This window comes from Pseudomonas sichuanensis (assembly GCF_003231305.1).
GTDB lineage: Bacteria > Pseudomonadota > Gammaproteobacteria > Pseudomonadales > Pseudomonadaceae > Aquipseudomonas > Aquipseudomonas sichuanensis.
Genome location: NZ_QKVM01000025.1, coordinates 46,784 through 58,875, shown reverse-complemented (window position 1 = coordinate 58,875; position 12,092 = coordinate 46,784). Strand labels below are relative to the sequence as shown.

Annotated in this window: 10 protein-coding genes and 1 tRNA gene; 2 read left to right on the top strand and 9 right to left on the bottom strand. The window is 64.2% G+C overall.

Annotated features, from left to right (window positions below; all coding sequences use genetic code 11):
* Positions 1 to 16: 16 nt before the first annotated feature.
* The 6 genes from pqqA to DM373_RS14910 form a co-directional block, all read right to left on the bottom strand.
* Positions 17 to 88, bottom strand: coding sequence for a pyrroloquinoline quinone precursor peptide PqqA (gene pqqA / locus DM373_RS14935; RefSeq protein WP_008365141.1), 72 nt, complete (start codon positions 86 to 88; stop codon positions 17 to 19).
* A 167-nt stretch (positions 89 to 255) separates the two neighbouring features.
* Entirely contained in the window at positions 256 to 2,571 is a 2,316-nt protein-coding gene (gene pqqF / locus DM373_RS14930; RefSeq protein ID WP_110994305.1) for a pyrroloquinoline quinone biosynthesis protein PqqF, read from the bottom strand.
* Between the two features lie 118 nt (positions 2,572 to 2,689).
* Positions 2,690 to 3,484, bottom strand: a complete 795-nt coding sequence (locus DM373_RS14925) for a carbon-nitrogen hydrolase family protein (protein WP_110994304.1) — start codon at positions 3,482 to 3,484, stop codon at positions 2,690 to 2,692.
* A 16-nt stretch (positions 3,485 to 3,500) separates the two neighbouring features.
* Entirely contained in the window at positions 3,501 to 5,183 is a 1,683-nt protein-coding gene (locus DM373_RS14920; protein ID WP_110994303.1) for a flavin monoamine oxidase family protein, read from the bottom strand.
* 162 nt (positions 5,184 to 5,345) lie between these two features.
* Entirely contained in the window at positions 5,346 to 5,660 is a 315-nt protein-coding gene (locus DM373_RS14915) for a helix-turn-helix domain-containing protein (protein ID WP_110994302.1), read from the bottom strand.
* Positions 5,638 to 6,000, bottom strand: a complete 363-nt coding sequence (locus tag DM373_RS14910; RefSeq protein WP_110994301.1) for a toxin — start codon at positions 5,998 to 6,000, stop codon at positions 5,638 to 5,640. Before DM373_RS14910 ends, DM373_RS14915 begins: the two co-directional genes overlap by 23 nt.
* Positions 6,001 to 6,490: 490 nt before the next feature.
* On the opposite strand from DM373_RS14910, the gene DM373_RS14905 reads away from it, so the two are divergent.
* Complete coding sequence (locus DM373_RS14905; RefSeq protein WP_110994300.1) at positions 6,491 to 6,781, top strand: DUF3077 domain-containing protein; 291 nt, start codon at positions 6,491 to 6,493, stop codon at positions 6,779 to 6,781.
* 18 nt (positions 6,782 to 6,799) lie between these two features.
* Here DM373_RS14905 and DM373_RS14900 read toward each other — a convergent pair whose 3' ends face one another.
* Entirely contained in the window at positions 6,800 to 7,261 is a 462-nt protein-coding gene (locus DM373_RS14900) for an Lrp/AsnC family transcriptional regulator (protein ID WP_110994299.1), read from the bottom strand.
* A 145-nt stretch (positions 7,262 to 7,406) separates the two neighbouring features.
* Here DM373_RS14900 and DM373_RS14895 point away from each other — a divergent pair, with 145 nt between their 5' ends.
* Positions 7,407 to 8,099, top strand: a complete 693-nt coding sequence (locus tag DM373_RS14895) for a CatB-related O-acetyltransferase (protein WP_110994298.1) — start codon at positions 7,407 to 7,409, stop codon at positions 8,097 to 8,099.
* A gap of 54 nt (positions 8,100 to 8,153) precedes the next feature.
* On the opposite strand, the gene DM373_RS14890 is transcribed toward DM373_RS14895, so the two are convergent.
* Both DM373_RS14890 and DM373_RS14885 read right to left on the bottom strand, forming a co-directional pair.
* Positions 8,154 to 8,230: transfer RNA gene (locus DM373_RS14890), tRNA-Ile, on the bottom strand.
* A 17-nt stretch (positions 8,231 to 8,247) separates the two neighbouring features.
* Entirely contained in the window at positions 8,248 to 11,991 is a 3,744-nt protein-coding gene (locus tag DM373_RS14885) for a bifunctional diguanylate cyclase/phosphodiesterase (RefSeq protein ID WP_110994297.1), read from the bottom strand.
* Positions 11,992 to 12,092 lie beyond the last annotated feature (101 nt).

The following is a 12,092-nucleotide window of genomic DNA, read 5'->3' as shown; positions in this document are numbered from 1 at the left end:
CGAATCACACTGGCGCTTAGCGGCTGGCGAAGTACATGGTGACTTCGAAGCCGATACGCAGGTCGGTGTAGGCAGGTTTGGTCCACATGGGTTGACTCCTTCCGGATGGGGTGGGTTGATCGGTTACTCATTGGGCCGCGCCTGGAGAGCGCGGTTCCATTGGCTGAGATTGCGCTATCTTACAAGAAAAATTTGTACCGAAAGGTTAATTCTTCGAAAAGCGCCATTGCATGATGGGTAACAATCGGCTGCGCGTCAGTGCCAGCTCGCGTTCGGCGCCGCAGCGTTGGCGAGGCATAGCCAACCGTGTTCGGCGTCGAGCAACCGGCGCAGGAGGTCGTCCAGATGCGCTTGCTCGACAGTGAGAATAGACCTGCTCATGTGGGAAAGATCCGAATTTTGTGTCGCCAGATGTGCCTGCCACGCCCATTCCGCGACTTCGGCGTTGCCCATGGCGCTTTCTTCGAACTGCCCGGCAAGCTGCTGGCGGGCGTTGCTGTCGAGGCTAACACCACCCTCCAGCAACTGGAGCAAGTGCCCGAGAATCTGCTCGTGACTGGCGTGGGGTGATTGCACACCAAACAGCAGCCCGCCAACCCCTTCGACCTGACGAAAGGCGCTGAACACGGCATATCCCAGCTGCAGCTCGACCCGCAGGCGCTGGTATACCGGGCCTTGCAGCAGGTGTGCGAGCAGGCGGCCGGCCGGCTGCAGTTCAGTTGGCAGCGGGCAGAACAGCAGCAGTGCCGGTTCGCTGCCCGACCTGTGTACCTGCCGCCACTGTCGGCCAGTAATTGCCACCTTCGCCGTGGGTGTGCCGGGTTGGCCCATGCCCCCCTGCAATGCAGCCCCCAGGGCGTTGTGCTGCGTTGCCGCGAAGCCCACTGCCAGGCCCTGCCAGTGGGCTTGCTGCCACAGCGAGTCGAGCCAGGGCTGGGTGAGGATGCAGGAAGGCTGCGGTGGTTCCTCAGCGGCCATCAGCGCATCCGGCAATGCCTTGAGCAGGGCACGTATCGGGATCAGTCCCGGTTCCGCGGCGGCAGGGGCAGCCCAGTGCTCAGCAGCAGGGCTTTGCATGAGCGCGAGTGCCTCTTCGATGCATCGAATCACCGCTGTCGGCTGGCCGGCGGCCTGCAGTTGCCAGTACTCACCGCTGGCACTGAAGCGCAGCTGCAGGGCAACACGCTCGGCGCGCTCCTGCAGCGGTCGCAGGGCGCGTTCGATGATTGCCTGGAAGCGCTGGCGCAGCGGCGACGGGATGTGCCAACGCAAGTAGAGGCTGGCGAACTGGCGGGTGGGCGGCAGGTTGTTGTCGAGGGTCAGGGCCGTGGGTAGTGGGGCGCTGTGGGCAGGCGTCGTGCTGTCCAGCAGCGGCTCTGCGGGTGGCAACTGCCAGCGGCCGCTGCCTGCGTGGGGCAAGCTGTCCAGCAACGTGGCGAAGGCAGCAAGGCCTTGCGCGTCGAGCTTCTCGAAGGGCTGGCCACTGCTGTCGCGGCGCGCCAGCTCGAGCGCGCTGCAGCTTTGCTCGCGGCAATGCTGCAACTGGTCATAGGCATCGTTCAACTGCTCAGCCGGCTGCCTTCGGATGAAGCCCAGCCAGCCGTGCAGCATCGCCTGTGCCGTGTGCAATGAGGCGGCGGCGGGCAGCAGCAGTTGGATGTGCCACAGCATCTGCCCGGCGTGGGCATAGAGCAGTTGCGTGGTGCAGCCTTGCAGCCAGCCGCGCTGGCGTAGTTCGGCCAGCCAGCCACCCGGTCGGCTGTCGTTGAGCAGGCTCAGCAGCAGGTCCAGTGCCTGCTCTGCCGCCGCGGGCAGGCCTTCATGGGCGAACAGCAGGTCATGGCGTGAGCCGCAGGCTGCGAGGGGCCGTAGTCGCCCGTCGAGCAGGGGCGCAGGGGTATCCGGTTGCTCTCGCACGCCTGCCGGGAACAGCGCGCCGAACTGTTCGCCCAGTCGCTCCAGCTCGTCCAGTGGCTGCGGCCCGGCCAGGCTCAAGGTGACCTGGCCGCCTTGGTAGAAACGCCGGTGGAAAGTGTTCAGTGCTTGCTGGAAGCCGCGAGCGTGCAACACCAGGCTGTGCCGGTTGCCCGCATGGAAGCCGCTGAGCGGATGGCGCGGCGACACCGACTGCAGCAAGCTGAACTGGCGCTGGGCTTCGGGGTTGCGCGACCAGGCGATGAACTCGGCGTGGATGACCTCGCGTTCACGGCGCTGGCGTTCCAGGCCGAGATCCGGTTCGGCCAGCATTTGGCACAGGCGCTCCAAACCGCCGGCCAGTGCAGCGGGTGGCACCTCGAAGAAGTAATCGGTGGTGCGCTCACGGGTGCTGGCGTTCACCTGGCCGCCCAGGCCCTGGACGTAGCGCATCAGGCCGTCTTGCAGCGCAAAGCGTGCAGTGCCGAGGAAGAACAGGTGCTCAAGGAAGTGGGCCAGGCCCGGCCACTTCGCTGGCGCGTCATGGCTGCCGGCGTGCACCCGCAAGGCTGCTGCGGCGCGCTTGAGGCGCGGGGCGTGGCGCAGGGTCAGGTGCAGGCCGTTGGGCAGGTTCAGGTGACGGGTAGTGTCGGGCATGGCGCCATGCTAGCGCGCCGAGGCGATGTTGTCTGTGCTGGCCCAATCGCGGGGCAAGCCCGCTCCCACGCAGACCGTGTTTGTATCGTGGGAGCGGGCTTGCCCCGCGATGGCCTGATCAGCTTTGACGCAGGTGCAAGTCCTGGCGCAGATCCGCCAGGTATGGGAACGCCTCTCGCCCTTTCACCACTCGCTCGTGCTCCAGTTCCGCCAGCCACAAGCCCTCGTCACGTCCGGCCATCGCCAGCAGGCTGCCGTCCGGCCCGACGATGCTGCTCTGCCCGCAATACTGGATCTCGCCTTCGCTGCCACAGTAGTTGGCGTAGACCAGGTAGCACTGGTTCTCCTGCGCCCGCGAGCGCACGGTCACCTGGCAGACGAAGTCATACGGCGCCATGTTGGCCGTTGGCACCAGGATCAGCTCGGCGCCGGCCAATGCCAGGCGCCGGGCGTTCTCCGGGAACTCGATGTCGTAGCAGATCAGCAGGCCGACCTTCCAGCCGTCCAGCTCGACCACCGGGAAGTGGTTGGCGCCTGGGCTGAACATCGAACGGTCAAGCTCGCCGAACAGGTGGGTCTTGCGGTAGTTGCACAGGCTGCGGCCATGGGCGTCGATCAACTGAACGCTGTTGTAGATCGCGCCGTCGTCGGCCCGCTCGGGGTAGCCGTAGACGATGGCGATGCGCTGAGCCTGGGCGATTTCCACCACGCTCATCGCCGAAGGGCCATCGTCGGCCTCGGCCAGGCGTTCCACCTGGTCCAGGCCAATGTTGTAGCCACTCAGGAACATCTCCGGGCACACCAGCAGCTGGGCGCCTTGTTGGGCAGCCCGCTGGGCCTGGTGCTGCAGGCGTTCGAGGTTGCCGGGCACGTCCAGGGGGCCGGGCGTGCCCTGGAACAGGGCGATGCGCATCACGCTACTCCTTCGCTCAGTCGGCCAGGGCGATCGGTCCGATTTCATGGAACACGTCGCCCGGGCCTGGGTTGTCCGGGTGGGTCTGGCCACCGAAGTGGTTCATGATACCCCACACCGCATTCAGCGAAGTCTGCACCGCGCCTTCCACCCAGGCCGGGGTCCACGACACGTCGTCACCGGCGATGAAGATGCCGCGTTGCTCGGCGGGCATGTCCTGTTGCATGAAGTGCGCGTACATGCGCTGGTTGTAGCGATAGTGGCCCGGCAGCGCGCCCTTGAAGGCACCGAGGAAGTGCGGGTCGGCCTCCCAGGAGATGGTGATCGGGTCGCCGATGATGTGCCCGGCGATGTCGGTCTTGGGGTAGATCTTCTTCAGTGCGTCGAGGGCCAGCTGCACGCGCTTTTCGGTCGGGTGCGGCAGCATCTTCAAGGCATCGCTCATCCAGGCGTAGGACAGGCAGATCACCCCTGGCTTGTCGTCACCGTTGTCGAACAGGTAGGTGCCGCGGGTCAGGCGGTCGGTCAGGGTCATGCTCATCAGGTCGCGGCCGGTCTCTGGGTCCTTGTCCTTCCAGAATGGCCGGTCGACCATCACGAAGGTCTTCGACGACTGCATGTAGCGGGTGCGGTCCAGGGCCATCCACATCTTTTGCGAGAACAGCGCCTCCTCGCAGTCGATCTGGGTGGTCAGCAGCCAGCTCTGGCAGGTGGTGAGCACCGCCGCATAGTGGCGTACGTCGCCATAGTTGTCGGTAACGGCCAGCAGGCCATCGGAGGCCCGAGCGATGCGCTTGACCCCGGTGCGCGGTGCGCCGCCGTGCAGCGAACGCAGGCTGGTGCCGGCCGGCCAATGGGCGCAACGCTCCGGCACATGGCGCCAGATACCCTGCGGTACCTGCTCGACGCCGCCGACTACCAGGTGCTGATGATCGTCGCAGTTGGTCATGACCACCCGGAAGATTTCCAGCATCGAGTTGGGGAAGTCCGAATCCCAGCCGCCGGTACCGAAGCCCACCTGGCCAAACACTTCGCGGTGCTGGAAGCTCAGCTTGGCGAACGAGCGCGAGGTGGCGACGAAGTCATAGAAGGTGCGGTCATCCCACAGCGGCACCAGCTTGTTCCACAGGTCTTTCAGGCGGGGCACGTCGCGGTCGCGAATGGCCTGCTGGATGTCGCTGAATTGCGCGCCGCTTTCCAGGGCGTCGGCCCAGGCATCGGCCACTTCATGGAACAGCTGCGGCAGGTCGGCCTTGTTTTCGGCGTAGTAGGTCTGGCCTTCAAGGTCGATCACTGTGCTGCCCGAGGCAGGGGTGAGCGGGTTGGGGAAGGGTTTGGTTTCCAGGCCCAGCTTGTCGACGTAGTGATAGAACGCCGTGGACGACACCGGGAAGCGCATGCCGCCCAGCTCGGCGACGATGCCATCGGTGCCATTGAAGGCTTGCGAACGCAGGCGCCCGCCCAGCTTCGACGCTTCGTACACCACCGGCTTGAGGCCCAGTTTCATCAGCTCGTAGGCCGCCACCAGCCCGGCAATGCCACCGCCGACAATCGCCACTTCCTCGCCATGCCGCGCCGCGGGGATGCTGCCCAGGCCGGCCGGGTGTTCCAGCCAGTCATCGAAGCCGAAGGGGAAGTCCGGGCCGAAGATGGTGATGGGTTTCTTGCCGTCGGCGGGGTGGCGGTTGTTCTTGTTCATGTAATGACCTTGCCAGAGAGGCTGCGCAGGGGGCGGAGCCTGAGTATAGAGAATGACTGGTGGCCATTTTATGAAGCGCGGTGTTCGTAAATAAGATGCAGAGTGGCGTCGTTATGTCGTTTGTTTCGTCGTTATGTTGCTATGCCATCTCATATCGACGAATCAGCTCAAAGAGGCCAGATGCTCGACTGTCTCGGGGTACTTCTGCACCAGGCGGATCAAGGCGATGGCCTGGGCGTTGGGTTGGGAGCGGCCTTGTTCCCAGTTCTCCAATGTGCGCGCGTTGGTGCGCAGGTAGGCGGCGAACACCGCGCGGGACATGTTCAGGCGCTGGCGCAGTTCGATCAGCTCGTTGGGTACCAGCGGTGCCAACTGTTCGAATTCGACCTTGTGCGAGCGCAGGGTGAGCTTGCCGGCCCGTTCGCCGGCGAGGGCGTCGAAGCCTTCGGTGAGTTCAGTGAAGATGTTGCGTGGCATTGGTTGTCCTCATCAGGTATTCGCGCTCCAGCAGGTGCTTGAGCGCTTGGCGTTGCTGGGCTGTCAGGTCGTCCTGGACGTCCTTGCCGTACAGCGTGAAAAGCCAGAACTGCTGCCCGGCAGCCCACCAGTAGTAGATGATCCGCGTTCCACCGCGTTTGCCTTTGTGCCGTTGAGTGTCCGCGAAGCGCACCTTCCTCAGGCCTCCCGTGCCCTTGATGACATCGCCGGCATGTGGGTGCATCAGGAGCAATCGCTGCAGCAGGCTGAAATCCTCATCGTCCAGAAGTTGAGGGCGATAGCGCTCGAAGGCGGGTAGTTCGACAAATAGCGCTTCCATGCTTTTGTACGTATCCTGCGTATAGTTTGTGGTGTGGTCGCCAAGGCGTCAATAGGGCGGACTGCTGTCAGCCTAATTGGGGAGGGGAGAACGGGGAGGGGGAGAGAATTGCTGAATATGTCGCAGATAAAGGGCTGTAGCCTTGGAAGTCCCGTCTGCTCGGCATCTGCGGCGATGGGTTGTCCAACCATTCCTACAGACCATTTAAAGATAGGGAATTATCCTACCTGTCTTGTCGTTCTGGTCTGGCTGCACGGGTAATTCTTCACGGCTAATTTCTTGCGGTCGCCGCACATTCGGTGACTGGGCGTGAGAAACCCATCCTTCAACTTGAGCGCCGAGGCATGCTTTATGGCAGCCGTGCGCGGGCAGGCTATCGCCTGGCCGGATTCCAAGTTGGCCGGTTTCTCACCCCGCGTACGGCTGCCACCTTGTTCCTGTGAGAAGGAACAGAGGGCAGCTTTTCCTAGCTCAACTTGGAAACTGCGCCATGAAAAAAATCGTCCCCGACCCACCCCTGAAGCTGAACCCCACCACCGAGCGTTCGTTCTGCACCTGCCAGTCCAGTCACCCGCCCATCTTCACCGTCCGCCCCGGCGTCGATGCCGCCGACGCGCTTGTGCATACCAGCATGTTGGCGTCCGCGATCCAGGAAATCGCCGACGACTACGCCCTGCATCACGCCCCCGAGGCGAATCGGGCGATGATCTGGTCGATCGTGCATTCGGCTGAAACCATCCGGGCACTGGCGGATGGCCTGCTCGACGCGATGGAGGCCTGACGGCTTGCCGCGGGGCAGTCAGCCCGGCTGCCCGCGGTCTACCTTGCTGCTGAGAATGATCGACGTGGTGGTTTTCTCGACCCCGTCGAGGCTACCGATCTGGTCGAGCAACTGGTCCAGTTGCTCCGGCGAATCACTGTGCAGCCAGGCCACATAGTCGAACTCGCCACTCACTGCACACAGCTGCTGCACCTGGCCCATGGCCGACAGCCGCCGCACCACCTCCTTGCCCGCGCGCGGCTGCACCTTGATCCCCACATAGGCTTGCAGCCCGCCACCGATCAGGCGCTGGCCAAGCCGTACGCCATAGCCGGTGATCACCTTGCTCTTCTCCAGCCGTGCCAGGCGCGAGTTCACCGTGGTACGGGCGATGCCGAGCTGCCGGGCGAGGGTGGCGACGCTTTCGCGGGCATTGATCTGCAACAGGGCGATCAGCTGGCGGTCGATTTCGTCGAGGGCGATGGGGCGTGAGTCAGGCATGGCGAATCTCTGCAAGGGACGCGCTAGCCTAGCCAGCCGCCACGGTGCAGGGCAAGCGCTGGCTTTTGTAGCGCAAGCCGCTAATATTGCGGCCTCACGCCTCCCGGCAAGGATCGGGCGGCCACCATTGCAGGCGGAGTTGCAGATGAGTCTCAGGGACTGGTACTGGAAACGCTGGATTCGTCGCCAGGGGGGCAAGGTCAGCCTGGGGGTGTCGAAGTTCGGCAAGCGCGCCGTACTCGACCTTGAGCAGGAGGTCCGCCTCGGCGATGTCATACTCGACTGCCGCGAGCTGTCGATCGGCGCCCACACCTACATCCGCAGCGATTGCCTTCTGCAACTGGTCGAGTCTATCGGGCGCTTCTGTTCGATCGGCAGCGGTGCCGTGATCGGCCAGGAAAAGAACACCCATCCGGTCGATTGGCTCAGTACCCACCCGTTCCAGTACACCGGCACGGCCCTTGAGTACACCGCGCGCGTGGACATGGCCAGCATTGGCCACGATGTGTGGATCGGGCACAGCGCGATGGTGATGGAAGGGGTCAAGGTTGGCACCGGGGCGATCATTGCCACCCGTGCCGTGGTCACCCGGGACGTGCCGCCCTATGCCGTGGTGGCGGGTGTGCCTGCCCGGGTGGTCCGTTACCGCTATCCGCCAGAGATGATCGAGCGCCTGCTCGCCAGCCGTTGGTGGGAGCGTGACGTGCAGGCGTTGCAGCGCTTGCCGCTCAATGACCCGGCGGCCTGCCTGGCGGCAATCGAGCCACTGCCCCCGGCACGCTATGGGCGGATTCGCATCAGCCGTAAAGGTGGCGAGGTGCTGGCCGGCCCGCGGTGAGCGCCCAGGCCGCAGAGACGAAAAAGCCGCGCATCAGCGCGGCTTTTGTATTTCTGGTGGGCCCACACGGACTCGAACCGTGGACCAAAGGATTATGAGTCCTCTGCTCTAACCGACTGAGCTATAGGCCCTCAGCAGGTGCGGCGGATTATAACGAGGGTTTCGATACCGTGCCATCCGAAAGATCCGATAGTGCTATGCGCAGGAAGGTAGCGGCGAACTCGGCGGGCGGCAGGGGCAGGCTGACGATGTAGCCCTGGATCTGTTCACAGCCCTCGGCGGCGAGGAAACGCTGTTGGGCCTGGTTCTCCACGCCCTCGGCAATGATGGTGAGCTGCATGCTGCGCCCGAGCGCAATGATCGCACGGGCGATGGCGGCGTCGTGGGGGTCATCTGGCAGGCCGCGGATGAACGACTGGTCGATCTTGAGGATGTCCAGCGGCAGGCGTTTGAGGTAACTGAGCGAGGAGTAGCCAGTGCCGAAATCGTCGATGGCCAGCTGCACGCCAAGCTGTTTGAGCTGATAGAGCACGACCAGGGCCTCTTCGGCCTGGCTCATGATGAAGTTTTCGGTGATCTCCAGCTGCAGGTCGCCGGCCTTGAGCTGGTAAGTCCTGAGCAGTTGCTCGATGCGCTTGGCCAGGTTCGGCTGGCGCAACTGGGCGCCGGCGAGGTTGATCGAGAGCGGGCCGAAGGACTGGTAGTGCTTTTTCCACGCGTGCATCTGCCGGCAGGTCTGTTCCAGCACCCAGTCGCCAAGCTGGAGGATGGTGCCGTTCTCTTCGGCGAGGTGGATGAACCGCTCGGGCGGCACCTCGCCGAAGGTGGGATGGGTCCAGCGGATCAGCGCCTCGGCGCCTACCAGGCCCTGGGTCTTGAGGCTGAACTTGGGCTGGTAGCACAGGCTCAGCTCATTGCGTTCGATGGCGCGGCGCAGTTCGTGCTCGAGGGCGATGCGTTCGCTGGCCTGGGCGGTAAGGTCGCGGGTGTAGGCTTCGACCCGGTTGCGGCCCTTGGCTTTGGAGCGGTACATCGCGGCGTCGGCGTTGCGGATCAGGGTGGCAACGTCGGTGCCGTCCTGTGGGTAAAGGCTGATACCGATGCTGGCGCTGGTGAAGAATTCATGCTCGCCGGCCTGGAAGGGGGCATGGAAGCAGGCCAGCAGCTTGTTGGCGATGGCGCTGGCGTCGTCGGGTTTGTGCAGGCCGGGCAGCAGGATGATGAATTCGTCCCCCCCCAGGCGGGCCACGGTATCGACGTCGCGCACCTGCTCCTTCAGGCGTTGGGCGATACCTTTGAGCAGCAGGTCGCCGACCGGGTGGCCGAGGCTGTCGTTGATGTGCTTGAAGCGGTCGAGGTCGAGGAACAGCACCGCGCCCTGGCGGTTGGAGACCTGGGCGCAGGTCAGCACGGCCTGCAGGCGGCTCTCGAACAGCGTGCGGTTGGGCAGGCCGGTCAGTGGGTCGTGATGGGCCTGGTAGTCGAGCTTGGCCTGGGCGTGCTTGAGGCTGGAGATGTCGGCGAATACGGCGACGAAGTGGGTGATCTCACGCTCGCTGTTGCGCACGGCGCTGATGGTCAGCCAGCTGGGGTAGAGCTCGCCGTTCTTGCGTTTGTTGTGGATTTCGCCCTGCCAGTGGCCTTCGGCGGTCAACTGGTGCCACATGGCGAGGTAGAAGGCGCTGTCGTGCTGGCCGGAGGCAAGCAGGCGAGGGGTCTGGCCGAGGGCTTCGATTTCGCTGTAGCCGGTGATCTCACTGAAGGCGCGGTTGACCGCGCTGATGCGCTGGTCGATGTCGGTGATCAGCACGCCTTCGGCGGTGTTCTCGAATACCGTGGCCGCCAGTTGCAGTTTTTCCTGCATCAGGTGGCGTTCGGTGATGTCGCGGGCGATGGTCAGCATGCAGTCGACGCCGCCGATCGGCAGTGGCCGGGCGGCCAGCTCGCACAGGCGGATTTGCCCGTCGCTGCGCCGGATATGGCAGCTGAAGTCGCGCACGGCACCCTCGCGCTGGAGCCGTTCGACCAGGCGCTGGCGTTCGTTGAGGTCGACCCAGATGCCGAGGTCCAGGGAGGTCTGGTCGACGTTCGGGCTTATGTCGTAACCGGTCAAGCGACAGAAGCCTTCATTGACCTCCAGCAGCAGGCCATCACTCTGGCGCGACAGCAGCAGGCCGTCGGGGGAAGCATGGAAGGCCTTGGCGAACTTTTCTTCCGAGGTCTGCAGTTGCTGCTGGGTCTCTTTCAGTTGGCTGATGTCACGCACCGCCACCACCAGGGCGCGGGTGCCATCGAGGTCGAAGGCCTCGGCGGAGGTGAGGCCGGTGAACAGTTGGCCGTTGCTGCGCCGGAAGGTCATCTCGAGGTTGCGCACACCGCTGCGCTGCAGGCGTTCGAGCATGATCGGGCCGGTGCCGGCGACGCCCCACAGGTCGAGTTCGGTGGCGGTGCGGCCAAGTACCTGGTTCGGGCTCAAGCCGATCTGTTCTTCGAACGCTTCGTTGACCTCCAGCAGGCAGCCGTCGCTTTGCCGGGCGATGAGCAGGATGTCCGGGCACTGCTGGAATACCGAGGCGAACTTCTGCTCCGACAGGCGCAGGGCATCCTCGGTGTGTTTGGTTTCGCTGATGTCGATCATCAGGCCGCGCATCAGGGGCTTGTGGCCGTGCTCGATCATGCTGACGATGTTGCGCACCCACAGGGCGTGACCGTCGGCGCGGATCACTCGATAGTCGAGGCTGTGATCGCGCCCGGCGGCAGTCTCGCTGTCGCAGTAGGCCTGTGCCCAGAGCGCGTCCTCCGGGTGCAGGATGCTGCGCCAGAAACCGGGCTTGAGCCATTCGCTCAGCGGGTAGCCGAGCAGGTCTTCGGCATGGGGCGAAACATAGCTGTAGGTGAAATCGTTGGCGTCGGCCTCCCAGGCGATCGCCGACAGGCTCTCGACCAGGCCGCGATAGTGGTATTCGCTGCTGCGCAGCTCTTGTTCCAGGGCGATACGCCGGGAAATTTCCGAACTCAGCCGGCGGTTGACGCGAATCACCGCAGCAAGGATGGCCACCAGCAGCAGGACCGCAGGCAGGCCGTACAGCAGCATGTCATGCCAGAAGGTGCGCTGGTCGACGACATTGCCCACCCAGCGTTGCTGGATATGGCTGATTTCGCTGTTGCTCATGTCGGCCATGACCTTGTCGAGGATGGCCACGAGAATCTTCTGCTGCTGTGGCACGGCCATGGCCAGTTGGTAGCGGTAGGGCGTTTCGCCGCTGACATAGAGGCCATCGAGCTTGAGCTGGCGCAGGCTCCAGATGCTCGAGGCAAGGTCGCCGACCACGGCGTCCACGGCGTCGGTGGCCAGTGCCTGCAACGCCGAGCTGACGTTGGGCATGGCCACCAGGTTGAGGTCCGGGTGGTGGGTGCGCAGCAGCTCGTGGGGGGCGTAGTTCTCTACCACGGCGATCTTCAGGCCGTAGAGGTCCTTGAGGCTGCGCGGCTGCGCGCCACCTGCGTGGGCGAGTATGACAATCGGGAAGTCCAGGTAGGGGCGGGTGAAGGCCAGGTAGTTCTGGCGCTCCGGGGTGGACATGATGCCGGGCAGCAGGTCGATGCGGTTATTGCGCGCCTGCTCGAGCACTTCGGTCCAGCTGCTGGGCTCGACCGGTTTGAGCGTGATGCCAAGGCGCTCCTGGATAAGGGCAATGTAATCGGCGGCCAGTCCCTGGTAACGGCCTTCCTGGTCGCGGAATTCGAAGGGCGGCCATGAAGCGTCTACGCCCAGGCGCAGCTGCGGGTGGGCGCTGAGCCAGGCTTGTTCCTCGTCAGTCAGGGTCAGGGCGCCGGCCGTTGTGTTCCAGACCATCAGGAGCAGCAACAGGAGGGCCGGCATCAAGGGCATAGCGGCCTCTCGATCAGGGGGTCTGAGTCGAGTGTAGACGGGCATCCTGCCAGCAGGGTGGTGCCGGTCATGACCTTTTGTCACATAAGAAAAACCCCGGC

Excerpts from the sequence above, each read along its gene's own strand:
- pqqF (WP_110994305.1), bottom strand. The coding sequence starts at position 2,571 with ATGCCCGACACTACCCGTCACCTGAACCTGCCCAACGGCCTGCACCTG.
- DM373_RS14925 (WP_110994304.1), bottom strand. The coding sequence starts at position 3,484 with ATGCGCATCGCCCTGTTCCAGGGCACGCCCGGCCCCCTGGACGTGCCC.
- DM373_RS14920 (WP_110994303.1), bottom strand. The coding sequence starts at position 5,183 with ATGAACAAGAACAACCGCCACCCCGCCGACGGCAAGAAACCCATCACC.
- DM373_RS14915 (WP_110994302.1), bottom strand. The coding sequence starts at position 5,660 with ATGCCACGCAACATCTTCACTGAACTCACCGAAGGCTTCGACGCCCTC.
- DM373_RS14910 (WP_110994301.1), bottom strand. The coding sequence starts at position 6,000 with ATGGAAGCGCTATTTGTCGAACTACCCGCCTTCGAGCGCTATCGCCCT.
- DM373_RS14905 (WP_110994300.1), top strand. The coding sequence starts at position 6,491 with ATGAAAAAAATCGTCCCCGACCCACCCCTGAAGCTGAACCCCACCACC.
- DM373_RS14900 (WP_110994299.1), bottom strand. The coding sequence starts at position 7,261 with ATGCCTGACTCACGCCCCATCGCCCTCGACGAAATCGACCGCCAGCTG.
- DM373_RS14895 (WP_110994298.1), top strand. The coding sequence starts at position 7,407 with ATGAGTCTCAGGGACTGGTACTGGAAACGCTGGATTCGTCGCCAGGGG.
- DM373_RS14885 (WP_110994297.1), bottom strand. The coding sequence starts at position 11,991 with ATGCCCTTGATGCCGGCCCTCCTGTTGCTGCTCCTGATGGTCTGGAAC.